We start from the raw sequence: 24,102 nt of genomic DNA on the forward strand, positions 1-24,102 counted from the left end.
ATCATATTCAACCTTCTTCGTCATCCTTCTGAAAAAGAAAAAAACACAAAAAAGTCCCGACAACGCCGCCAGCTTTTCCTTCGTTTTGAACCCCGCACCATGCAGGTGGGTGCTTTCTTCCTGACTTTATAAGTCCTCTAAAGAGGCATTTATGCAGAAAGGAAAGGCAAGCTCCCGTATAAAAAAATGTTCGGTCAAAACTAGGTAACCACCGTACGTATCAGGACTTTATTTATTGATTGAAGAAAGCATATCATAGGCATGCCGCTTTTTCAAGCGTTTACATGCCTATATCCATGCGTCTATTTTACTGTTTTGCTTTTGTTTTAATGGCTAAACTTAACTCATCCAGCTGCGCTTCGCTCACATGACCTGGAGCATCTGTTAGCACGCAGCTCGCACTTGCCGTTTTCGGGAATGCAATCGTGTCTCTTAGGTTAGAGCGGCCGGCAAGCAGCATCACTAAGCGGTCAAGACCAAGCGCAATTCCGCCGTGCGGAGGAACACCGTGCTCAAAAGCATCTAGAAGGAAGCCGAATTGTTCATAAGCCTCTTCTTTTGAAAACCCAAGTAAGCTAAACATTTTTTCTTGAATGTCCTTTTCAAAAATACGAATCGAACCTCCGCCAAGCTCATAGCCATTCAGGACAAGATCGTATGCCTGTGCCTTCATGTCTTCTGGGCTTGTCTCAATTAATTCAAGATCGTCGCGTACTGGCATTGTGAAAGGATGATGGGCAGCATAGAAGCGTCCTTCTTCTTCATCTTTTTCAAGCAGCGGCCAATCCACAACCCATAAGAAGTTGAATACAGACTCATCGATGAGTTCAAGCTCTTTGCCGAGTTTTAAGCGAAGGGCACCAAGTGCGTCATGGACAACAGACGTCTTATCTGCAACAAAGAGTAAAAGGTCGCCTTCTTCGACTTGAAGCTGCTCTTTTAATTCTGCTTGCTTTGCTTCGTCAAAGAATTTAGCAATCGGCCCTTTTAATTCTGTCCCTTCTGCTTTAAGCCAAGCTAGACCTTTTGCACCGTAGTTCGCAGCAAATGCACCAAGGGCATCAATGTCTTTTCTTGAGTAATTCGCTGCAGCCCCTTTGACATTGATGGCTTTCACAGCTCCACCATTTTTTACAGCTCCGCTAAAGACTTTGAAATCAGAGTCTTTTACCGTGTCTGAAATGTTGACAAGCTTCATCTCAAAACGTGTATCTGGTTTATCAGATCCATAAGAGTTCATCGCTTCATCATAAGTCATGCGAGGTAATGGCAATGTTAACTCTACGCCTTTGACATCTTTCATCACCTTTGCCATCATCTCTTCTGCAAGCGTCATAATGTCCTCTTGACTCATAAAGGACATTTCGATATCGACTTGTGTGAATTCCGGCTGACGGTCAGCACGCAAGTCTTCATCTCTAAAGCAGCGGGCAATTTGATAGTAACGATCCATTCCTGAGACCATCAGCAATTGTTTAAATAATTGCGGGGACTGAGGCAAGGCATAGAACTCTCCTTCGTGTACACGGCTTGGAACAAGATAGTCACGTGCACCCTCTGGCGTACTTTTTGTTAAAATTGGTGTTTCAATATCTAGAAAGCCGTTGTCATCTAAGAAATGGCGGAATGCTCTTGTAACCTCGTGTCGCATTTTCATCGTTTCAAACATAGCAGGACGGCGAAGGTCTAAGTAACGGTATTTAAGGCGCACATCTTCTGATACCTCGTCCGCTTGATCTGAAATCACAAAAGGAGGGGTCTTCGCTTCATTTAACACGCTGACGGTTTCGACTTGTATTTCAATTTTCCCTGTTTTTAGATTTGGATTAATTGTTGCTTCTTCTCTTGCGACAACCGTTCCTTTAATATCAAGGACATATTCATTACGAATCGATTCTGCTGTCTCAAGTGCCTCTTTTGAAAGGTCTGGATTGAAGACAGCTTGTACAATTCCTGTACGGTCACGCAGATCAATAAAGATTAATCCACCAAGGTCACGTCTTTTTTGAACCCATCCTTTTAATACAACGGTTTGACCGATTTGGTCTTCTGTTACTTCTCCACAATAAAAAGTTCTACCAAACACAAACATTCCACTCCTTCTTTACGCCTTCTTGTGGGCCTTCATCATTTGAATCAGCTCATCAAGCTTCACTTCAATTTGTTCACCCGTTGTCGTATCTTTTACATTCACAATGTGCTGCGCCAGCTCATCTTCACCAAGGACAGCAATAAACTTGGCTTTTAATCGATCAGCCGCTTTAAATTGTCCTTTTAATTTCTTCCCTGTATAGTCCATTTCACTTGAAATGCCTTCTTTTCTTAGACGATTTAATAATGAAACAGCGTAATCTTTCGCATCATCACCGAGTGCAGCAATGTATAGATCAATGCCATCTTGCAATGGAAGATCAATCCCTTCAGCATCGATTGCTGATAGGAAACGCTCAATACTCATAGCAAAACCGATTCCTGGTGATTCAGGACCGCCAATTCCTTCAACAAGTCCATCATATCGGCCTCCGCCGGCTAATGTGGTAATCGCACCAAAGCCTTCAGCATTACTCATGATTTCAAATGCCGTGTGATTGTAGTAATCAAGGCCGCGCACTAAGTTCGGATCGACGACATATTCAACGCCTATATCTGTTAAGTATTGTTTGACCTTTTCAAAATAAGTCCGTGATTCATCATTTAAGTAATCTTGAATGGATGGAGCCGTTGCCATCAATTCGTGGTCACGATCCTTTTTGCAATCAAGAATTCGCAGCGGATTTTGATGTAAACGGGTTTGACAGTCATGACAGAATTCATCGATTCTTGGCTCAAAGTGCTCAACAAGTGCCTTGCGGTAGTCTGCACGGCTCTCTTTGTCACCAAGGCTGTTAATGACGAGCTTTAAGTTTGAAAGACCTGCTTTCTCATAAACACTCATCGCAAGGGAAATAACTTCTGCATCAATGGCTGGGTCCTTTGAACCGATCGCTTCAATCCCAAACTGATAAAATTGACGATATCTTCCCGTTTGCGGACGTTCATAGCGGAACATTGGTCCGATGTAATACAGCTTTGTTGGCTGCGCCGGCTGTGCAAATAATTTATTTTCAACATAAGAACGTACGGTTGATGCCGTTCCCTCTGGACGAAGGGTGATGCTGCGTCCCTTTTTATCTTCAAATGTATACATCTCTTTTTGAACGATATCGGTTGATTCGCCTACTCCCCGTGCAAACAGCTCTGTATGCTCAAAAATCGGTGTGCGGATTTCTTTGTATTGAAAGGCCGCACATGTATCTCTTGCAATTTGTTCAACATACTGCCAGCGTTCTGACTCTCCAGGTAAAATATCCTGTGTGCCTCTTGGAATATTAAAACTCATTTTTCGTCCTCCTACGACCATCATTCATTTTTTTATGTGGACATATAAAAAACCCCCGCCTCTACTATGTGTATAGTAGGGACGAGAGTTATACCCGTGGTGCCACCCTAGTTGGAACATGATCTAGCCATGTTCCCGCTCAAATCCTTAACGCAGATTCACGTTCTCCGCCTATTGACTCATTTTTAGAGCGTTCAGCAGGAAACCTACAGAGTGTTCTTTCGTGATAAATGCCATGCGGATTCGCTTTCAGCCTAAGGCGATTCCTCTCTGCTCACGCAATTTACCCTACTATTCTCTATCATCAGTTCCACATTTTAAATTTTCAAGTGTGTTGATTTATATTATAATAAGGTCGGTGCTGCCACTCTGTCAACCCTTGCCGTGCCTCTTTTTCTTTTCCAGCTCTTCTTTTGACGTACATCCGTATTCAGATGCGGTTTCTTCAAGGAAGCCTGGTTGATCCATTTCGTCGTGCTGCCAGCGATCGATATCACGATGTCCATTATATTGCACTCGTCCTAATTTTCTGCTTAATCTCATGTTTGTACATCCTTTTATCACGTTTTTATTTAGTATAAACAGATTGATTCAATTTTATTAGGGAAACTGCAAGGAATTAGTCCATTACATAACGAATTTACATTCATCGGTTTTACAAGGGAGGGGAAAACACCGTTTTGAATCTAAAAAAACACAATCAAATGATGATGCTTCTTACCTGTTTTGTTCTAATCGCAAGTACTTTGCCTATGGCACATGCTACAGCACAAACAGATCAAGCTGTGGTCGCTACAGATGAAATCAATGTGAGAACGGGTCCTGGTTTAAGCTATGGAATCGCAGCTGTTGTGAAGCGCGGAGAAAGCTATCCCATTCTCACGAAACAAGGAGAATGGGTGCAGATCGGGCTATCGAACGGTCAAAAAGGCTGGGTCGTCTCATGGCTGATTACAACATCATCTGGCAGCCAAAAGTCTGCTAAGCCGAAGACACAAAATCAAAGCTCAGCAGAGAGCAGTTCCATTACATCGACAGCCTCTGATCTTCGCATACGGACGGGCCCAGGGACTTCCTATCAAGTCGTCGGAACTTTCCCGCAAGGCGCTTCGGCTAAAAAGCTGCAGACAAGCGGCGAATGGACAAAAATTTCGTATAAACAAGCAGTAGGCTGGGTTCACTCTGATTATGTGTCAGGCGGCCAAAAAGCTTCTCAATCAAGCGCTGGCGAGTCCTCTCGCTCTAAACAGACAGGCACAGTTGGCGTATCGAGCTTGAATGTAAGGCAATCGGCGGCACCAAATGCACAAGTCGTCGCTTCACTTGCCCGCAACACACAGATCACCATTTTGCGCGAGCAGAACGGCTGGTATGAAATTGAGGCAAAAGGCGTGAAAGGCTGGGCAGCAAGCTATTACATCGTCACAAGCAATGGAGCGAGTTCGGAGGGTGAAAAGAACTCATCTTCATCGGCTTCCCAAAAGAAAGCGTACATTGTTTACGATGGCACCAACATTCGAAAAAGTGCTTCTACCTCTGCTCAGATTGCAGAAAGAGCCACAAAAGGTGCTGCCTATCAAATTGTTCGCACGCAAGGTGACTGGTACGAGGTGACATTATCAAACGGCGGAACTGGTTATGTGGCAAGCTGGGTCGTTCAAACGAATAAAAATAGCAGCGAGGCACCAAGACCACAGCAGGATTCATCGTCAGGAACTGGTTCTTTAAAAGGAAAAACGATTGTTCTTGATCCAGGTCATGGCGGAAAAGACAGCGGTACGATTGGCGCAGATGGTGCGTTTGAGAAGAACATTACCATCAAAACCGCTAATTTACTGGCAGGCAAATTAAGGGCTTCTGGAGCAAATGTTTATTTAACTAGAAGTGAAGATACTTTTATCAGCCTTCAATCGAGGGTCGCGACATCTCATTACAGAAATGCAGATGCATTTATTAGTCTTCATTATGATAGTTTTATGGACCCAAGTGTCAGAGGAAGTACGGCGTATTATTATCAAGCAGCAAAAGACCAGCAATTAGCGACAAACGTTCATACAGAAGTCGCTAAACGCTCTCAAATCCCTGATAAGGGTGTCAAATTCGGAGATTATTTTGTGTTAAGAGAAAACAAACGTCCTTCTCTTTTATATGAACTCGGCTATTTAAGCAATCCTCAGGAGGAAGCCATCATTTATAGCGCCTCTTACCAAGAACGAGTCACAGAAGGAATGACAGAAGGATTAAAACAATATTTCCGCTAGAAAAAAGAGGCCACCGTGCCTCTTTTTTGTTTTGTCGCAAAAGAAAAAGACTCTAAACAAACTCCTGCATGAGTTTATCTACAGTCTAAAATAAATCTATTCTTTGCTATCCATCCAGATGGTGACAGGTCCTGAATTGGTCAATGACACATCCATCATCGCGCCAAAGCGACCAGTTTCTACATGAATGCCTTTTTCTCTAAGGGCTTTATTGAAACATTCGTAAAGGGCGTTCGCAGCATCTGGCTTGGCTGCTTTCATAAAATTTGGCCTTCTGCCCTTTCTCGTATCACCATAAAGGGTAAACTGAGAAACAGACAGCACGCTTCCTTTTACATCCAATAACGAATGATTCATTTTCCCGTTTTCATCCTCAAAAATACGTAAATGTGCAAGCTTATCAGCTAAATAATGCACATCTTCTTCTGTATCTTCGTGTGTGACACCAACGAGTACCATATATCCTTCATTGATGGCTCCTGTGATCTCTTCTTCTACCTTCACAGATGCACTTGTCACACGCTGCACAACAAGCCTCATAGACGATATACTTCCTTTCTAATTCATGAATCGGCGAACAGAGTAGATGTCTTTGATTTGTTTAATGCGTTCTACCACTTTGTGCAAATGGTTAATGTTTTGGATAAAGATCGCCATATGGATCGTCGCCACTTTGTTACGGTCAGACTTACCAGAAACCGACGAGATGTTCGTTTTTGTTTCGTTGACTGCTTGAAGCACCTCATTGAGTAAGCCGCGTCTATCATATCCTAGTATTTCAATTTCCACATTGTATTCTTTACGGTTTCGAGCAGGCTGTTCGTGCTCCCACTCTACCGGAATTAACCGTTCTTGCGCTTCTCCTGTCTTCACGTTCGGACAGTCATCACGGTGAACAGATACGCCTCGGCCTTTCGTAATAAAACCAACAATGCTATCACCGGGAACAGGATTACAGCACTTAGATAAGCGGACAAGCAGGTTATCTATCCCTTTGACTCTTACACCTGCTTCTCGTTTCTTCCCGTGATATGTCTTTGGCTCTACTGTCACTTCTTGAACCGTTTTTTCTTGTTCTTCTTGATCTCTTTGTTTTCTTTCTTTTTCAGTTAAACGATTGGCGACTTGGAGTGCAGTAATTCCGTTATAACCAACCGCTGCATACATGTCCTCTTCGTTTGAAAAATTAAATTTGTCAGCCACTTTTTGCAGGTTTTCAGCTGTCAGGATGTCTTTGACATCAAACTCAAGGTTTTTGATTTCTTTCTCCACGAGTTCTCGGCCTTTTTCGACATTTTCTTCACGGCGCTGTTTTTTGAAAAACTGTCTGATCTTGTGCTTCGCTTGGGAGGTTTGGGCAAGTTTGACCCAATCCTGACTTGGTCCATAGCTGTGCTTTGATGTCAGAATTTCAATAATGTCACCTGTTTTCAATTTATGATCGAGCGTGACCATCTTTCCGTTGACCTTCGCACCGATCGTTTTGTTCCCAATTTCCGAGTGAATCCGGTAAGAGAAGTCAATCGGCACGGAACCCGATGGCAGTTCAATGACGTCTCCTTTTGGAGTAAAGACAAACACCATATCAGAGAAGAGATCGATCTTTAACGATTCCATAAACTCTTCTGCATCTGTCGATTCATTTTGGAATTCAAGGATTTCTCTAAACCAAGAGAGCTTCTTCTGGAAGACAGCTTCCTCCGTTGATTCTGCTGACTCTTTTCCTTCTTTGTATGCCCAGTGCGCAGCAATTCCGTACTCTGCAATTTCATGCATTTCCACTGTTCGGATTTGAACTTCAAGCGGGTCACCTTTTGGCCCAATCACTGTTGTATGAAGCGATTGGTACATGTTCGGCTTTGGCATTGCAATATAATCCTTAAACCTGCCTGGCATCGGCTTCCAGCATGTATGGATAATCCCGAGCACGGCATAGCAGTCTTTAATGCTGTCAACCAAAATACGAACGGCCAGCAGATCATAAATTTCATTAAACTGCTTATTTTGCAGGACCATTTTGCGATAAATACTATAAATATGCTTTGGTCTTCCGGAAAATTCAGCCTTGATGTTTACCTCTGACACACGATCTTTTACTTCATTGACAACCTCGTCCAAGTATTCCTCACGTTCCGCTCGTTTACGCTTCATGAGATTCACGATCCGGTAATATTGCTGCGGATTTAAGTAACGGAGCGCTGTATCTTCAAGCTCCCACTTAATCTTTGAAATCCCTAATCTGTGCGCAAGCGGTGCAAAGATTTCAAGGGTTTCATTTGAAATTCTACGCTGCTTTTCCTGAGGAAGGTGTTTGAGCGTTCTCATATTGTGCAGACGGTCTGCCAGTTTAATCAAGATGACGCGTATATCCTGCGCCATTGCCACAAACATTTTTCGATGGTTTTCGGCCTGCTGTTCTTCTTGTGATTTATATTTAATCTTCCCGAGCTTTGTTACACCATCAACAAGCATCGCAACTTCTTCGTTAAAATGCTCTTTTAAATCCTGTAATGTCACATCTGTATCCTCGACAACATCGTGCAGGAAACCTCCTGCAATGGTCGATGGGTCCATTTCAAGGTCAACAAGAATCCCCGCCACTTGAATTGGATGGATAATATAAGGCTCACCAGACTTCCGGTATTGCTCCTTATGTGCATTTTCAGCATATTCATATGCTCGCTCTATAAATTGAATATGTTCAGCGGACAGGTATTCTCTTGCCTTGTCAATGACCTGCTGCGCCGTTAAAACTTGTTCGTTCGCCATGGAATCACCTTTTTAAATGAAAACTGTATTGTAGTTTATTATCAAGAAAAATTCGATAGATGTAAAGAGAAGAAGTCCGCTAAAAGATTTTTGATAGGAAAAAAGCACCCTTCTTACCGAGTGCTTTTTTCGTAAAACTCCATTAGTATTGCATTAACGTCAAGATGTCGTAACCGTCAAGCTTCTTTCTGCCGTCCAGATACGTCAGCTCAATCAAGAATGCAATTCCTGCCACAACGCCGCCCAATTCCTCTACAAGCTTGATGGACGCTTCAATTGTTCCACCAGTCGCAAGTAAGTCATCTGTAATCAATACACGTTGACCAGGACGAATCGCATCTTTATGAATCGTTAATACATCTTTCCCATATTCTAAGCCGTATTCGACTTTAACGACTTCACGAGGAAGCTTTCCTTCTTTACGAACCGGTGCAAAACCTACACCAAGTGCGTATGCTACAGGGCAGCCAATAATGAATCCACGCGCTTCAGGTCCAACAATGAGATCAATGTCTCTTTCCTTCGCGTATTCAACGATTTGATCCGTTGCATAACGGTACACTTCGCCTTTATCCATTAACGTTGTAATATCTTTAAATTGTACACCTTCCTTTGGGTAGTCAGGTACAACTGTCACATATTGTTTTAAATCCATCTTTTCCTTTTCCTCCTCGTACGTCAAAGCACAGGTGAGACTTCGCTCATCATGCTATTCAGCCATTCCTTCAGCTCTTTGGCTGAGGAATATGTTAGTGTTTGATCGAGTTCCATCAATCGTTGTTTTGCTGTATAGGATGCTGATGCTGTTAAATCTTTTTTAGGGGCATCACGTACTATTGACAGCACACCATTCTCTATTTTAACAAAACCGAGTTCAAAAAACACCTTTGTCATAAAAATCATTGTATCTTTTGTCCAGCCTCTATGTTTCGCAAGCTCCATTCCTTGCTCCTTGAGAGGGAAACTTCCTCGCTTTAACAAGAATCCATAAAACCATTTGAATTGATCACGGCTAGGGAAAGAGGACATGAAATGATCTTCTTTTCTTTGGAAAACCGTATAAACTCTAGCTGGCTTTTGGTTTTCTAACAGCTGCCTTAGTAAGTGTTCATCTGCTGGAACATCTGCAAAGACAACATACTTGCCTTCTACATCGAATGTTGAAACATTTTCTGCATGGACATGATGAATCGGGATTTTGACTTCCTGTTTTGTTTCTTCGTCAAAACAGACCACCACATATTTTTCTGGGTCAAGCGTGGAGATTGTCTTTTCCCAATCCTTTTTGCCGCGCAAATCAAACAGCTGCCACTCATCTACTCGGGCATCTTTTAGCATGAGCTGTGGTTTCTTCCGGTTATTCCATTCATTGATGGACATTTCACCAATGACGGAAATGCGGCTACCTGTGACAACTTCTTCTTTTAATTGACCTTGATGAAAACCGACACAGTCAAGCAGCTTCTCTTCGTCTTTCAGAGACATTTTAATATGATTCTGATTTGCTCCAATTGTTCGGATTTCTTCAAGTCTCACATCTTCAATCATGATGAACGGCTTTGGATTCTGCATGCCAAATGGTGACAGCATCCCCACTTCTTCAATTGCTTCAACCGTCAACTCGTCTACCTTGCATACAGCATCAACCCGCTGAATCGGAATAAAATCTTCTTCTGTCAACGTTTCATTCGCATATTGATTTAATCTTTCCCTTAGTAAAGGAACATCATCCGCTCGAAGTGTCATACCCGCAGCCATCGGGTGCCCGCCAAAATGCGGCAGAATGTCACGGCATTTGCTTAAATGGAAAAATAGATCGAAGCCAGGAATACTCCGCGCTGATCCTTTTGCCATTTGCGTCTCTTCATCTATTCCAAGCACAATCGCCGGACGAGAAAATTTATCCGTCAATTTAGAGGCAACAATTCCGACAACACCCGGATTCCAGCCAGCTTTCGCTACTACGATTGCAGACTGGTCATCACCTGTCTCTTCCACCATTTGAATGGCTTCTTCTGTGATCGTACTCACAATTTTTTGACGTTCTTTATTCAGTTCTTGTACAAAACGAGCGAGTTCTTCTGCTTCATCCTTATCCTCTGTCATGAGAAGATGAACAGCTGGATCGGCCTGTTCAATTCGTCCTACAGCATTCAGCCTTGGCGCAATTTGAAAGCCGACCGTTTCCTCATTTGCTTCTTCAAGAGTAGCACCTGCTTCTTTCAATAACGCCTTCAGCCCTGGTCTATTCGACTGCCTAAGCTGCATAAGCCCTTTTTTAGCGAGCCATCTATTCTCATCATGAAGCGGCACAAGATCCGCTATTGTCCCAATTGCCGCAAGATCTAACAGCTGAGTTGGCAGCTTTCCAAGAAGTGCATGCGCCACTTTAAATGCTACGCCTACACCGGCAAGTTCTTTAAAGGGATACTCACAGCCTGGCTGCTTAGGATGAACAATCGCAAGTGCCTCAGGCAGTTCCTCACTTGGTTCATGGTGATCTGTAATGATCAGGTCTAACCCTATTTCTTTTGCAATACGTGCTTCATTTACAGCTGCAATGCCTGTATCGACGGTGATGACAAGCGATGCGCCTTGCTCTTTGATATATCGGAAAGCCTGTTCATTAGGCCCATAGCCTTCTTTAAATCGATCTGGAATATAAAAGTCTACTTTCGCAGACAACTCTTTTAATGTATGTAAAAGCACAGACGTACTTGTCACACCATCCGCATCATAGTCTCCGAAGATCACAATCGATTCCTGCTCTTCGATCGCTTTGTTGATGCGCTCTACTGCCTCTTTCATTCCTTTTAATAGAAATGGATCATGAAATTCGGCTTTTTGATCAAATAAAAAAGACCTCGCTTCTTCTACTTCTTCAAGTCCTCTTTTTACAAGAAGCGATGCAGTCAGCGCTGAAATATTCAGATTTTCAGAGAGTGATTTCACTTTTTCTTCGCTTGGATGTTCATATTCCCAGCGCATTTTGGATAATAACATAAATTCACCCCTCAACCACACTATTATACTAGAGTGGCCTGAGGGGTTTCAATTTTTATTTTATGAAATTGTGCTGGAAGATTATTTTTCCTTCCGGTTAAATGATGCTGGCTGTTCTTTTAAAGGCGTCACATTCGGTTTCTTTTGAACGTCTTTGTCGATCTTTTTATTCGAAACAGCAGGTGCAGGTGCGGCTGCACGCTCAGCTTTTAATGCCTTTAGTTCACGTTTTAGTTTCATAATTTGGAAAATCCCTGCAAAAGCCACAATGAGTCCGCCCATGAGCACAGAACCAATAATGACAAGGATCAGCGGCCATTCAGCCGATCCAAATAAGTAGTCAACTTGCACCGGCCGCACATTGATTACGGCAAATACTGAGACAATTAATACGAAAATAAATGCGAGTATGATGGTCCATTGTTGTTTGTTCATCTACATATCCCCCAAGCTTTTTCTTTTATTCTTCCCTTTTCATAGTCCTTTTTAAACACAGAAAGAAAAGTGCGGAAGAAAATCTAACAGCATGGGCATGAATTAGCTGCTGAGTTTTTTTAAAATGAGATTCTTTTTTTCTTGTCTTTCTCCAGAAATAACAAGGGTATCCCCTTCTTCAATGACCGTTTCAGGTCCTGGATTCATTTTCTCATATGATTTTCTCACGATAGCGATGACTGTTACTTGATCATATTGGCGGACACTCAGGTCACCGATTGTTTGCTGAACAGCTGGTGCATTCTTTTCAATCTTAAACCATTCAATCATCAGTTTATCAATGGCTACTTCTACAGTTTCAAGCGCTTTCGGCTTATATACCATGCCGCCTAAGATTGCTGCAATTTGTCTTGCTTCTTCATCGTTTAGCAAGATACCTGAAATAGATTCTTCATGATCGTCCTCTTGAAAATGATACATTTCTCTCTCCTGCCGTCATCGTGTGTAATGATGGCAAGCTTCTCATTATTTCTTGTGATCATTTCGGCTTTGTGACCGGTACCTGGCAGTTCAGTTTCCCGAACCTTCATAACAGCCCTCCAAAGCCAAATGCCTCAAACGGACACTTGCTTTCTATACTGGTCTAAACGTATGTCATTATAGCAAAAGACCATTTCAAGATCAATGATACCCGAAATGTTTTTTCGAATCGTCTGATTTCCGGAAAAACTAAAGAAAAAAGACTGCCGCTTGGGCAGTCTCACTCAATTAAATATCTTGCTCAGTATCAATCTTCGCCGGTTTTTTCATCTCACGGCCTTTCCACATGAGCCAAATTTGCGCTGCGATATATAGAGATGAGTACACCCCTGTTAACAGACCGACAAGTAAGGCGATGGAGAAGTTTGTAATTGACGCTGATCCAAAGATAAGGAGTGCAATTACAACGACAAGTACGGTTAATACCGTGTTGACAGATCGCGTAAAGGTTTGCTGTAAACTTAAGTTCACAATGTACGATAGATCTTCAATGGTTTTTGGTTTGCGCTTCTTCATTTGTTCACGAACCCTGTCAAAGGTGACAATCGTGTCGTTGATCGAATATCCGATGACTGTGAGGATCGCCGCAATGAAGGTGACATCCACCTCTAAACGCGTAATACTAAAGAAGGCCACGATAAAGAACGCGTCATACAGCAGTGAAATAATCGCTGCAATGGCCATTTTATATTCAAATCGAACGGATACATATAAAATGATCCCGATTGAAGCAATGATGACAGCATATAATGCATTTCGGGCAAGTTCTTTCCCAACAGTCGGAGACACTGTACTTACGTTCGGCTCCGTTCCGTATTTATCTTTGAAGTAATCTTTCACTTCAGCAATCTTTTCTTTGTTCGGCACACCGACAAATCTCGCTGCTGCCTGATTTTCTTTTTGACCCGATAACACGACACTGTCTGTCTCAAGGTCCAGCTTTTTAAAGTCTTGCTCGACTTGTTCAGTTGACAGCTTGTGATCACTTTGGATATCAATTCTAGTTCCACTTGTAAAGTCAATTCCCGCATTCAGCTTGAAGATGGAAAGAACAATGATTCCCGCAATGGTGATAGTAGCTGAGAAAATCATAAATCCTTTACGTTTGCTGACGAAATCCCACTTATCAAATGGTGTTTTTGGCTCGGTGGTTTCTGTTGTTTCATGAATGTTCATAATGTCTTTTTGACGAACACCAAACCAGCCTTTTCTACGGTCAAGATAGCGGCTTTCAACAAGAAGACCAAGAAGGAATCTTGATAGGAAGACAGCTGTGATAAAGCTAGTTAAAATCGATAGGATGAGCATCGTTGCAAATCCTTTTACCGAGCTTGTCCCGAAGAAGAACAGCACGCCGCCGGCAATAATACTTGTTAAGTTTGCATCAAAGATGGTTGCAAATGATCGGCGGTTCCCTGATCTGAAAGCAGAACGGACTGATTTGCCGAGCTTGAGCTCTTCTTTGATCCGCTCATAAGTAATAATGTTGGCATCAACAGCCATCCCTACCCCTAGAATCAATGCCGCAATTCCAGGCAGCGTCATGACTGCACCCATCCAATCAAACACTTGAAGCGTAATGTAAATATAAGCTGAAAGTGTGATGACAGCGATAAGACCAGGTAATCGGTAATAAAGCAGCATGAATAAGAAGATAAATGCGATTCCTACAATTCCTGCGAACACTGTTTCGTCCAGTGCTTGTTCACCAAACTGTGCACTCACAGATGTTGAATATTTTTCTGTTAATTTCACTGGCAATGCCCCGGCATTTAAAATACTTGCAAGGTCCTTTGCCTCTTGGACAGTAAATTTCCCTTCAATTTGCACGTCACTGCTGTTAATTTCTTGATTCACATTCGGTGCAGAGACATACTTATGGTTTGATTTTGAGACTTCTTTTTTGAAGGAATCTCCTTTGTGGTAATCAAGCCAAATGACAAGCTGGTTATTCGGCGCCATCGCCGCTACTTTTCTTGTGACGTCACCAAATTTTTTCGCATCCTTTAGTTTAACCGTCACAATTGGCTCATTCGTTTGACTGAATGTTTGTTTTGCACTGTTTTCGACCAGGTCAGCCCCGTTAAGGAGTTCTTTATCATTCGTATCTCTGAAGGATAGCTGTGCTTCAGTGGAAAGAATCTCCCTAGCTCTGTTTTGATCTTTTACTCCCGCAAGCTGCACACGGATACGATTGTTGCCTTCAATCGAGATGTTCGGCTCACTTACACCTAGCACATTGGCTCTTCGGTTTAAAGCCTCCACTGTACTGACGAGGACACTATTTGTGATTTTATCCTCTTTTTTCACTGGATGTACATCATACAGGACCTCAAATCCACCCTGTAAATCCAGCCCTAGCGTCATATCTTTCGCAACAGGCTTTGTTAGTAAGCCTACGCCAGTTCCGATTAACAGAACCACTAAGAAAAACGCAAGAATGCGCCCTTTTTTCATTATGTATTTCCTCCTTAAACACCTGAATCCATTAAGATGGCTTATTTCAACAGTTCATCTAGCATATTCTTGCCATCTTCACTGTCCAAAAAAGCAGACGTTTTAAACGACTGAACGGTTGCATAGTTCATAAATTCGCCAATTTTCACAGATAAAATATCTGCAACCATTTCATGAATCGGATACTCTTGTTTTTTCTTCCACTTCTTATTCTCTAAGTATGACCATAATTCCTCTAAATCTACATCTTTATAGCCCAAAACGATGAATTCTTCAAGCTTACTGAACAGAAAAGGCTTTAAATGGTCTTTGTAAATTGCAGCCGGATGTTGTGTCAATGGGACGCTCCCCCTTTTCAGTTTTTATCGAGAGACTTGTCATGCTTGGACGATATACACGCATATCTTATTGTATATGATTCTATGTCGTTTGAGAAGGCAGGTGATCTTTGATTTGACGAAGCAAACGTTTTTAAAGGGCACGATTATTTTAATTTTAGCAGGTTTTATCACGAGAATATTGGGTTTTGTCAATCGAATTGTCATTGCAAGGTTCATTGGCGAAGAAGGAGTCGGGCTTTATATGATGGCTGCTCCTACCTTTTTTCTCGCTGTGACGCTAACACAATTCGGACTGCCTGTCGCTATCAGCAAGCTTGTCGCAGAAGCAGAAGCCCGGGGTGACAAACAGAAAACAAAACGAATTCTTGTCATGTCTCTTGCGATAACAGGGACTCTCAGCCTGATATTCACGCCGCTCTTTTTATGGTTTGCACCCATCATGGCAGAAAATATGCTGACAGATCCTAGAACGGTCTATCCACTGCTTGCCATTACGCCCGTTGTCCCAGTCATCGCCATTTCCAGTGTGCTAAGAGGATATTTTCAAGGCAGACAGCAAATGAGCCCGCTTGCCATATCTCAAGTACTGGAACAGGTTGCAAGAATTTCTCTAGTGGCAGTATGTACAACGGCTTTCCTTCCTTATGGGATTGAATATGCGGCAGCAGGTGCGATGATTTCATCTGTTATTGGAGAGATGATTTCACTTGCTTATTTACTGATTGCCTTTCGTTATAAAAAGACCATTCGTATTCGAAAACGATTTTTTAAGGCGATTCATGACGGTAAGGACACGTTTAAGCAGCTGATGAGTATTGCCCTGCCAACAACAGGCAGCCGTTTTATCGGGAATATTTCGTGGTTTTTAGAGCCGATAGTTGTCGCGCAAAGTCTTGCTATTGCTGGATATGCGGCCGTCGAGGCGACAAGACAATACGGGGAATTGACTGGTCTTGCGCTGACCCTTTTGACACTGCCTAGCTTTATTACGTATTCTCTCTCCACTGCACTGGTCCCAGCAATCAGTGAAGGAATGGAGCAGAACAAACGCAAAACGGTCGAATACAGGCTGAAGCAGGCGATGCGTCTTTGTCTACTCAGCGGAGGTATTTCCTGTATTATTCTTTTCGTTTACGCAGAAGATTTAACGCTCTTTATGTATGGTTCATCGCATGCGGCTATTTATGTAAAATTCATGGCACCATTTTTTCTTCTATATTATTTTCAAGGGCCGCTTCAAGCCGTCTTGCAAGCACTCAATTTAGCTGGTGCGGCGATGACGAATAGTCTGATAGGTGCTGTTGTGAAAACAGGAATGATCTTTGTTCTTGCTTCACAGCCGGGCTTTGGCATTATGGGGGCAGCACTTGCAATATTAATCGGCATCGTCCTTGTCACGCTGCTTCATGCGGCAACTGTCGGTAAAGTACTGCCTATTCATTTACCAATGAAGGAATATGGGATATGCGTTCTTGTGATCATCGGCACTGGGGCCGTGAGCCTTTGGCTGAAATCTCAAGTAAACGGGCTCTTTTCTGCCCCGATTGAGCTTGTGATGCTGATCTTTGTTACGTGCGCGCTGTATGTCATTCTATTAATCTGTCTAGGGCTAGTGAAGCGTGAAGAGCTTCGCCGTATCCCGTTTATAGGGAAACTGCTTTAGCTCATTTCTTCTTGATCACTTCATCTTTCAAATCAATATAAAATGTCTTTTGATTAAAGCTGCAGTAGGAAATCTGATCAATTTCATGATAGCCCCTTTTGGCAAGCTCATCTTTCAGCCACTGTTCATTTTGATTAATTTGCTTCAAATGATCGTGCTGTACAACGCCATCAGCAATAAGTGGCAGCTCAAGCGCTCCGTGTGTGTGCTTGTTTTCTTTTTCGACAACCGCAAGCTTTCCGGATGGCTCTAAAATGGCGTAAGACACATCCTGAATGCTATCGATGTTGTTTTCTCTTAATTGAATGAGCAGGTCATCAAAATTGTATCGCTGTTTTCTCATCGCACCCTCGTCAATTTTCCCATTAATGATGAGCAGGACCGGTTTGCCGTCAAGAAAGCGCCGGACACCTTGGAATTTCAATGAGAGATAGGCAAGTGTGATTTGAATGAAGGTTAACAGCAGGATCGGCCATACCGTATGTAACATGTGATCCTCGACTTCTTCTATAGCGAGAACCGCAATTTCTGCGATCATCATAAAAATGACAAGATCTAAAATACTCAATTCGCCAATTTCTCTCTTTCCCATTAACCGAAAAATAAACCAAATAAGAAAATATAAAATGATTGTTCTCATGGAGATAATCAAGATGTCCTGCATGTGATGTAAACCCTCCTTCTCCACCATAGCTTGTGTCAAAACCCTTTATTTATGTAGAAAAGAAAGCCTCTGTTTTTATCGTGAGAAACATGTCTATTTTTTCTTCTATGTGAATACATTTTAGTAAAAGACAAGCTTCGGTCAATTGGAGAGGAGACGAATCACATGCAGGAAACGAAACAAATAGGAAAAGGGATTTTATCCGGCTTAATGGCCATTTTTATCGTCATGATTGTCACAAGCTTACTTGTATCGCTCATGCTTACCTTCACAAGTATGCAGGAATCATCGTTTAAATGGATGATTATGATTTTGTCCTTTGTGGCACTTTTATTAGGGGGGATCATTTCTGGAGGAAAGGCAAAGGAGCGCGGCTGGTTCATTGGTGCGATTACTTCGCTGATCTTTTCCCTCACTGTATTTTTGTTTCAATATTTAGGGTTTGGAGAAACCTTTTCACCAGAGCAGTTCATCTATCATGGGGCATTTCTAGGGATTTGTATGCTCGGCGGAATGATTGGCGTCAATCTTCGAGGCAAATAAAAAAAGAGCGGATCTATATCGCTCTTTTTTTTATGGCTATGTATCGGAGGATTAGCCTTTGTCAGCTAATTCTCTAATAGCACGACGATCGAAAGTTAAACGGTTGTTTTCGCTTGTTTTGATGACCACTTTTGATTCATCAATGTAGTCGATTTCACCGTGTAAACCACCGATTGTGACGATTTTATCGCCTTTTGATAAAGATTGCTGCATCTGACGCACAGCTTTTTGTTGCTTTTGCTGTGGACGGATTAATAAGAAGTAAAGCACAGCAAACATGACAACAATCATAATGATTGAACCCATACCACCATCCATTCTATTTCACCCCTTTCTAAAGCATTGTAAAGCCTTTTCGTTTATGCGTTAAAAGTTTTTCGCATTCGGTTCGTTAAAGCCGTAACGCTCAAAAAACTCTTCTTTAAAATCACCTAAACGATCCTCACGGATAGCTTCTCTCACTTGCTCCATTAATTTTAACAGAAAATGAAGATTATGATAAGTTGTTAATCGAATTCCGAACGTTTCATTTGTTTTGATCAAATGTCTAATATAAGCGCGTGTGTAGTTTTTACATGTGTAGCAGTCACAATTTTCATCGATTGGTCTGAAATCACGCTCATATTTTGCATTTTTCACAACTAGACGTCCTTCGCTTGTCATCAACGTACCGTTTCTAGCAATTCGTGTTGGCAATACGCAGTCAAACATATCTACACCGCGAATGGCGCCGTCAATTAAGGAATCTGGTGAGCCGACACCCATTAAGTACCTTGGCTTGTCTGCTGGTAACAATGGCGTTGTGAACTCGAGTACACGGTTCATCACATCTTTTGGTTCCCCAACAGATAAGCCTCCGATGGCGTAGCCTGGGAAATCAAGTGACACGAGATCTTTTGCACTTTGTTTACGAAGCTCTTCGTATTCTCCGCCTTGGATGATTCCAAACAGCCCTTGATCCTCTGGACGCTGATGTGCTTCTAGACAGCGTTCTGCCCATCTGCTTGTCCGCTCTACAGAACGTTTCATGTAATCGTATTCTGCTGGATATGGCGGGCATTCATCAAATGCCATCATAATATCAGAGCCAAGCGCATTTTGAATGTCCATGGCCTTCTCAGGAGAAAGGAACAACTTATCTCCATTTAAGTGATTACGGAAGTGGACGCCTTCTTCTTCAATTTTTCTAAATTCACTCAAAGAGAAGACTTGGAATCCGCCTGAGTCGGTCAAAATCGCTCGATCCCAGTTCATAAATTTATGCAGGCCGCCTGCTTCTTTCACAATGTCATGACCCGGACGGAGCCATAGGTGGTACGTATTGCTTAAGATGATGCCTGCTTCCATTGCCTTTAGTTCTTCAGGCGCCATCGTTTTGACTGTAGCCAGTGTACCTACCGGCATAAATACAGGTGTGTCAAAGGAGCCGTGCGGTGTATGAACGCGTCCTAGTCGTGCACCTGTTTGTTTGCATGATTTAATGAACTCATAACGTATCGGTAATTGCGACAAAAATGAGCCCTCCTGTCTTTGTTGTATGATGTTATTGAATCAGCATGGCATCGCCAAAGCTGAAGAATCGGTATTCCTCTTTTACAGCCTCATTGTACGCTTTTAGGACATGCTCTCGTCCAGCTAATGCGCTGACAAGCATGATTAACGAGGATTTTGGCAGATGGAAATTCGTGATCATGCCATCAATTGCCTTGAATGTGTAGCCGGGGTAAATAAAGATTGACGTCCAGCCGCTTGACGCTTTGAATTCACCGTCATGCGCACTTGCAATGGTTTCTAGCGTTCTCGTTGACGTTGTCCCCACTGAAATAATCCGCCCGCCTTCTTTGCGAACGCGATTAAGCTCTGCCGCTGTTTCTTCATTCATTTCGTAAAATTCCGCGTGCATTTCGTGTTCTTCAATACGATCTGCACTGACCGGACGAAAAGTACCAAGCCCCACGTGCAGTGTAATGAATGCGATGTGCACACCCTTTTCTTTCAGCGCATCCAGCAGCTCGTTTGTAAAGTGAAGACCAGCAGTCGGAGCAGCAGCGGAGCCGACCTCTTTCGAATACACCGTTTGATAACGTTCACGATCGTCAAGCTGCTCTTTAATATAAGGAGGCAGCGGCATTTCACCAAGGGATTCAAGTACTTCATAAAAAATGCCGGTATACTGAAACTCAACTTTTCTTCCGCCATGTTCTAATTCTTCTGTACATACCGCTTGAAGCCGTCCATCACCAAATGTGATCACTGTTCCTTTTTTCACCCGTTTGGCTGGTTTTACAAGTGTCTCCCATTTGTCGCCTTCCTCTTGTTTTAAGAGAAGAAGTTCAACTTTTGCACCTGTATCCTCTTTCATTCCAAACAAACGTGCCGGGAGAACGCGCGTATTATTTAAAACGAGACAATCACCCGTTTGAAAATAATCGGTGATTTGTGAGAATGTATCGTGTTTGATTGCCCCCGTTTGTTTATTTAAGACCATCAGTCTTGATGCGTCTCGTTTTTCAAGCGGTACTTGTGCAATCAATCTTTCTGGTAAATCAAAATCAAATAGTTCTAGCTTCATTTCCTTCACCTATTCTGTAGTTAACTAGTTAACGTTATTTCATCCGTCCAAAGATATTCAGTAATATGGTTAGCACGATGCTAATGACAATGCATGTGATCACAGGAAAAAAGAACGTCACATTTCCTTTTTTTACAAAAATATCACCTGGAAGCTTACCAACCAATTGAAAACCTAATCCTGCGGCAAAAAGGACACCACCTAAAATCATCAATATTTTAGGGAATTCAGTCACGAATCGGAACCTCCATTTGAAAATGTTCATACGCTTCTCTTGTGACGACCCGTCCTCTTGGTGTTCTTTGCAGGAAACCAATTTGCAGTAAATACGGTTCGTACACATCTTCAATCGTATGTGATTCTTCTCCAATTGTCGCTGAGATCGTATCAAGCCCAACAGGCCCGCCTCTAAATTTTTCAATCATACTTAAAAGCAGCTTATGGTCGATATGATCAAGACCAAGCTTGTCGACTTGAAGGCGCTCAAGGGCATCTTCCGCAATGTCCTCGGTAATCGCGTGATTCCCAAGCACCTGCGCAAAATCTCTTACTCTTCTGAGTAGACGATTGGCAACCCTCGGCGTACCGCGGGAACGTCTTGCAATCTCTTCGGCTGAGCGAAGATCGATCCCAATCTCGAACAGCTCTGCTGTTCTTGAAACAATGTGAGCCAAATCTCTTTGCTCATAGTATTCCAATCTTGCATGTACCCCAAACCTGTCACGAAGCGGCGCTGTTAAAAGCCCGACGCGGGTCGTGGCACCTACAAGTGTAAATGGCGGTAAATCAAGCCGTACAGAGCGCGCTGTATCTCCTTTGCCAATGACGATATCTAAACAAAAATCCTCCATTGCTGGATAAAGCACTTCCTCAATTGAGCGCTGCAAGCGATGAATTTCATCTATAAACAACACATCACCTGGCTCAAGAGACGTTAAAATCGCCGCCAAATCACCAGGACGTTCAATCGCTGGTCCAGATGTTGTACGCAGCTGAACATTCATTTCATTGGCAATAATCGACGCGAGCGTTGTTTTCCCGAGTCCGGGCGGTCCGTATAAAAGGACATGATCGAGTGTTTCCTGCCTCATACGGGCAGCTTCAATAAACACGCTGAGGTTATCCTTTACTTTTTGCTGACCGATATATTGGCTAAGTGTCTGAGGCCGCAGACTTTGCTCAATGGCTGATTCATGGTTGTCTGCTTCAGTTGAGACGAGCCGTTCATCCATGAGACATCACCCTATTTCAACATTTTTTGTAAAGCTTTTTTCACATATTGATCGGTTGTGAGATTCTTTTCTTCTTTTAATAATGGAAGAACCTTTTTAATTTCGCGATCACCGTATCCGAGAACACTTAAGGCTTCAAGCGCTTCGTCTAATGCCGTTTGCTGCGTTTCGACCTGAATATGGTCCTCGTGATTAAATAGATTGCCAATCATTTCAGGCACAACATCAGCTAGCTTTCCTTTTAGATCGAGAATGATTTGGCGAGCTGTCTTTTTGCCAACACCAGGGAACTTAATCAGGAACGCTTCATCTTCACGTTCTATCGCTGAAATGACAGCGCCTGGATCACCTGAAGCAAGAATCGCTAGAGCCCCCTTCGGCCCAATCCCTGTGACATTTAACAGTTTTGTGAACAGCGCTTTTTCTTCTCGTGTTTGAAATCCATATAACGAAAAAGCGTCTTCCTTTATGTAATGATACGTATAAATCGTTTCATGTTTATTGATTTGATAGATAAACGGGTTTGGGCTATAGACTTGATATCCCACTCCGCCGTTTTCTATGACAACATATTGCGGGCACACATAATCAATGGTCCCTTTTACAAACTCTATCACCGTTTTCACCTCTTTGACTGTTCTTCATTGTAACATAAATCGAGAAGAAAACCGCAATAAAAGTTAACATACGTTCGCTCAATGCATTTTTACGATGACACTACGAAAAACAGCTTGCGGCCTTCACACCAGCAAGCTGTTATACGCTTTAAAACGATATTTCATTTCGGTAAGGCTTCATGACTTCAAGCACATGCTCAAATTCATCCTTTGTTCGAAAAGGAATGCCTTGCTCAAGCTGCTCCTCCACATGACTTTCTAAACGGGACGTATCAATTTGAAAAAAGAGATGAATGGGCTCCGCCCAGCCGTCAGGCCTTCCATGAAACGTAGAAATCACACCGTCCTCTGATAATCCGATATATCCATTTGCTTTACTTAATGGAGAGATATCATCAATTTGCTTTCTAAAAAGCGCAAAATCCTCTTTCTGCTCTACTAGCGTCCAGCCTTTATACTGCGACCAGAATGTGTCTTTGTCTTCTAATGATGCCCGGTGTCTTTCAATACTCACATCTCCGTCTAGATAGACTTTTTCAAGCTGCACGGTGATCGAGTTTGACTGCTTTTGCAAGTGTTCTTTTCCTTCCATATCCGCAGCGAAAAAAAGCACACTTGTCATGATAAGTCCTGTAACGAAACATTTCATCTTCACTTTCACTATTTACACCTCTTTAAAACATGAGATCGATGCATGACATATGTAGTTTGACCCATTTTTCTAAACATTAACCAAATCGATGACATGAATATATGGGAAGAGTCTTTCGTTGTATCCTTCATTCGTAAATGGTATGTTTTATACAATCCATTGCTTTATCGAATGCTCGGTTTTTTCATCATTCGTTTTTCAGCCGCATAAACTGAAACCAAAGAAGGTGAAGTCAATGTCAGAAGTCAAAAGATTAGCCGAATCGATTCAGTATCATGAGGATAAACGTCTTCATAAGCTTGCCTTTAAACCGGCAGAGCTTGAGCTGTGCGGCAAAGGAAGAAGTGCCTATGTCTTTTCATACAAAAAAAACGGCAAGAAAATGGCGTTAAAAGTCTTTTTCCCTTCTTATCAGCATATTGCCCGCAAAGAAGCCGCCATTTATGAAAAACTCTCTGGTTCGTCTTACTACCCTGAGATTTATGAATCTGGGGATCAGTATATTTTAATGGAATATATTAAAGGATATACATTCTATGAATGCCTCACAAAGGGGATTCCTATTAAAAAACAAATGATTGAACAAGTCGATGATGCGCTAGAAGAAGCACGCGAGAAAGGATTGAACCCTTCTGATATCCACCTAAGGAATCTGATCTTAACGAAGGAAGGACAGGTCAGGGTCATCGACGTTGCCCGTTTCACACAAACAAAAGCATGCCACCAATGGGATGACTTAAAAGCCGCTTACGATTATTATCAAAAACCTTTTTTCCCGAAAAAAGCACCGCGTCTTTGGCTTGAAGTGATTGCTTATTTGTATAAAAAGAACTGGCTGTCTCGCGGCCAGCTTAATAATCGGAATGATTTCTCTGCATAATGAAAGCCGCTCTCACTGAGCGGCTTTCAGCGTGTAGACAAACCCTCGCATTCTTTGTCAGTCCTGCGCGCTGGTGCTCACGAATGTCAAATTC

22 protein-coding genes, 1 other RNA gene, 1 pseudogene and 1 other annotated feature are annotated in these 24,102 nt (G+C 42.5%); of the genes and pseudogenes, 4 read left to right on the forward strand and 20 right to left on the reverse strand.

Annotated features, from left to right (window positions below):
- Nucleotides 1-49: 49 nt before the first annotated feature.
- The 4 genes from ssrS to MHH54_RS12380 form a co-directional block, all read right to left on the reverse strand.
- Nucleotides 50-230: non-coding RNA, 6S RNA (ssrS, locus tag MHH54_RS12365), on the reverse strand.
- Between the two features lie 77 nt (nt 231-307).
- Nucleotides 308-2,086: an aspartate--tRNA ligase gene (aspS, locus tag MHH54_RS12370; RefSeq protein ID WP_212046166.1), complete on the reverse strand. Its 1,779-nt coding sequence runs from the start codon at nt 2,084-2,086 to the stop codon at nt 308-310.
- An 18-nt stretch (nt 2,087-2,104) separates the two neighbouring features.
- The gene (gene hisS, locus MHH54_RS12375; RefSeq protein ID WP_003216423.1) at nt 2,105-3,379 is read right to left on the reverse strand and encodes a histidine--tRNA ligase; all 1,275 of its coding nucleotides are present in this window, start codon (nt 3,377-3,379) and stop codon (nt 2,105-2,107) included.
- 74 nt (nt 3,380-3,453) lie between these two features.
- Nucleotides 3,454-3,693 (reverse strand) — a binding site (T-box leader).
- A gap of 58 nt (nt 3,694-3,751) precedes the next feature.
- On the reverse strand, nt 3,752-3,922 hold the full coding sequence (locus tag MHH54_RS12380) for a YrzK family protein (protein ID WP_003216250.1): 171 nt from the start codon (nt 3,920-3,922) through the stop codon (nt 3,752-3,754).
- 137 nt (nt 3,923-4,059) lie between these two features.
- Here MHH54_RS12380 and MHH54_RS12385 point away from each other — a divergent pair, with 137 nt between their 5' ends.
- Complete coding sequence (locus MHH54_RS12385) at nt 4,060-5,640, forward strand: SH3 domain-containing protein (RefSeq protein WP_342500295.1); 1,581 nt, start codon at nt 4,060-4,062, stop codon at nt 5,638-5,640.
- A 96-nt stretch (nt 5,641-5,736) separates the two neighbouring features.
- Here the strand turns inward: MHH54_RS12385 and dtd are convergent, their stop codons facing one another.
- From dtd to MHH54_RS12425, 8 genes and pseudogenes are all read right to left on the reverse strand, one after another.
- A complete protein-coding gene (gene dtd, locus MHH54_RS12390) occupies nt 5,737-6,180 on the reverse strand; it encodes a D-aminoacyl-tRNA deacylase (RefSeq protein ID WP_003216527.1) in 444 nt (147 codons plus the stop codon).
- An 18-nt stretch (nt 6,181-6,198) separates the two neighbouring features.
- Entirely contained in the window at nt 6,199-8,409 is a 2,211-nt protein-coding gene (locus tag MHH54_RS12395) for a bifunctional (p)ppGpp synthetase/guanosine-3',5'-bis(diphosphate) 3'-pyrophosphohydrolase (RefSeq protein WP_012010732.1), read from the reverse strand.
- Between the two features lie 142 nt (nt 8,410-8,551).
- The gene (locus tag MHH54_RS12400) at nt 8,552-9,064 is read right to left on the reverse strand and encodes an adenine phosphoribosyltransferase (protein WP_003216770.1); all 513 of its coding nucleotides are present in this window, start codon (nt 9,062-9,064) and stop codon (nt 8,552-8,554) included.
- A gap of 23 nt (nt 9,065-9,087) precedes the next feature.
- Entirely contained in the window at nt 9,088-11,412 is a 2,325-nt protein-coding gene (gene recJ, locus MHH54_RS12405; RefSeq protein ID WP_342500296.1) for a single-stranded-DNA-specific exonuclease RecJ, read from the reverse strand.
- Between the two features lie 81 nt (nt 11,413-11,493).
- Entirely contained in the window at nt 11,494-11,847 is a 354-nt protein-coding gene (locus MHH54_RS12410) for a lipopolysaccharide assembly LapA domain-containing protein (protein WP_003216178.1), read from the reverse strand.
- 102 nt (nt 11,848-11,949) lie between these two features.
- Nucleotides 11,950-12,437: pseudogene (locus MHH54_RS12415) on the reverse strand (cation:proton antiporter regulatory subunit).
- Nucleotides 12,438-12,615: 178 nt separating this feature from the next.
- Entirely contained in the window at nt 12,616-14,844 is a 2,229-nt protein-coding gene (gene secDF, locus MHH54_RS12420; RefSeq protein ID WP_003216337.1) for a protein translocase subunit SecDF, read from the reverse strand.
- Nucleotides 14,845-14,885: 41 nt separating this feature from the next.
- Nucleotides 14,886-15,182: a post-transcriptional regulator gene (locus tag MHH54_RS12425; RefSeq protein ID WP_003216788.1), complete on the reverse strand. Its 297-nt coding sequence runs from the start codon at nt 15,180-15,182 to the stop codon at nt 14,886-14,888.
- Nucleotides 15,183-15,297: 115 nt separating this feature from the next.
- Here MHH54_RS12425 and spoVB point away from each other — a divergent pair, with 115 nt between their 5' ends.
- Nucleotides 15,298-16,848 (forward strand): stage V sporulation protein B, encoded by a 1,551-nt coding sequence (gene spoVB, locus MHH54_RS12430; RefSeq protein ID WP_034620578.1) that lies wholly within the window; start codon nt 15,298-15,300, stop codon nt 16,846-16,848.
- Nucleotide 16,849: 1 nt separating this feature from the next.
- On the opposite strand, the gene MHH54_RS12435 is transcribed toward spoVB, so the two are convergent.
- Nucleotides 16,850-17,512 (reverse strand): DUF421 domain-containing protein, encoded by a 663-nt coding sequence (locus MHH54_RS12435; protein WP_003216185.1) that lies wholly within the window; start codon nt 17,510-17,512, stop codon nt 16,850-16,852.
- A 165-nt stretch (nt 17,513-17,677) separates the two neighbouring features.
- On the opposite strand from MHH54_RS12435, the gene MHH54_RS12440 reads away from it, so the two are divergent.
- A complete protein-coding gene (locus MHH54_RS12440; protein ID WP_003216839.1) occupies nt 17,678-18,055 on the forward strand; it encodes a TIGR04086 family membrane protein in 378 nt (125 codons plus the stop codon).
- Between the two features lie 51 nt (nt 18,056-18,106).
- On the opposite strand, the gene yajC is transcribed toward MHH54_RS12440, so the two are convergent.
- The 7 genes from yajC to MHH54_RS12475 all read right to left on the reverse strand — a co-directional run bounded on the left by yajC (nt 18,107) and on the right by MHH54_RS12475 (nt 23,125).
- Complete coding sequence (gene yajC, locus MHH54_RS12445) at nt 18,107-18,373, reverse strand: preprotein translocase subunit YajC (RefSeq protein WP_003216659.1); 267 nt, start codon at nt 18,371-18,373, stop codon at nt 18,107-18,109.
- Between the two features lie 48 nt (nt 18,374-18,421).
- A complete protein-coding gene (gene tgt / locus MHH54_RS12450; protein WP_003216540.1) occupies nt 18,422-19,567 on the reverse strand; it encodes a tRNA guanosine(34) transglycosylase Tgt in 1,146 nt (381 codons plus the stop codon).
- A 31-nt stretch (nt 19,568-19,598) separates the two neighbouring features.
- Nucleotides 19,599-20,627, reverse strand: a complete 1,029-nt coding sequence (gene queA / locus MHH54_RS12455; RefSeq protein WP_003216830.1) for a tRNA preQ1(34) S-adenosylmethionine ribosyltransferase-isomerase QueA — start codon at nt 20,625-20,627, stop codon at nt 19,599-19,601.
- 34 nt (nt 20,628-20,661) lie between these two features.
- Nucleotides 20,662-20,862: a DUF2905 domain-containing protein gene (locus MHH54_RS12460; RefSeq protein ID WP_003216361.1), complete on the reverse strand. Its 201-nt coding sequence runs from the start codon at nt 20,860-20,862 to the stop codon at nt 20,662-20,664.
- Complete coding sequence (gene ruvB, locus MHH54_RS12465) at nt 20,855-21,859, reverse strand: Holliday junction branch migration DNA helicase RuvB (protein WP_050943663.1); 1,005 nt, start codon at nt 21,857-21,859, stop codon at nt 20,855-20,857. The genes MHH54_RS12460 and ruvB overlap by 8 nt, the downstream gene beginning before the upstream one ends.
- Nucleotides 21,860-21,870: 11 nt before the next feature.
- Nucleotides 21,871-22,476 (reverse strand): Holliday junction branch migration protein RuvA, encoded by a 606-nt coding sequence (gene ruvA, locus MHH54_RS12470; protein ID WP_342500297.1) that lies wholly within the window; start codon nt 22,474-22,476, stop codon nt 21,871-21,873.
- A 148-nt stretch (nt 22,477-22,624) separates the two neighbouring features.
- A complete protein-coding gene (locus MHH54_RS12475) occupies nt 22,625-23,125 on the reverse strand; it encodes an intercompartmental signaling factor BofC (RefSeq protein ID WP_176372696.1) in 501 nt (166 codons plus the stop codon).
- Nucleotides 23,126-23,363: 238 nt separating this feature from the next.
- Between MHH54_RS12475 and MHH54_RS12480 the strand changes: the two genes are divergently transcribed.
- Complete coding sequence (locus MHH54_RS12480; protein WP_106029084.1) at nt 23,364-24,008, forward strand: serine/threonine protein kinase; 645 nt, start codon at nt 23,364-23,366, stop codon at nt 24,006-24,008.
- The last annotated feature ends 94 nt before the right edge of the window (nt 24,009-24,102 follow it).

This window comes from Bacillus sp. FSL K6-4563 (genome assembly GCF_038630405.1).
Lineage (GTDB): Bacteria > Bacillota > Bacilli > Bacillales > Bacillaceae > Bacillus > Bacillus pumilus.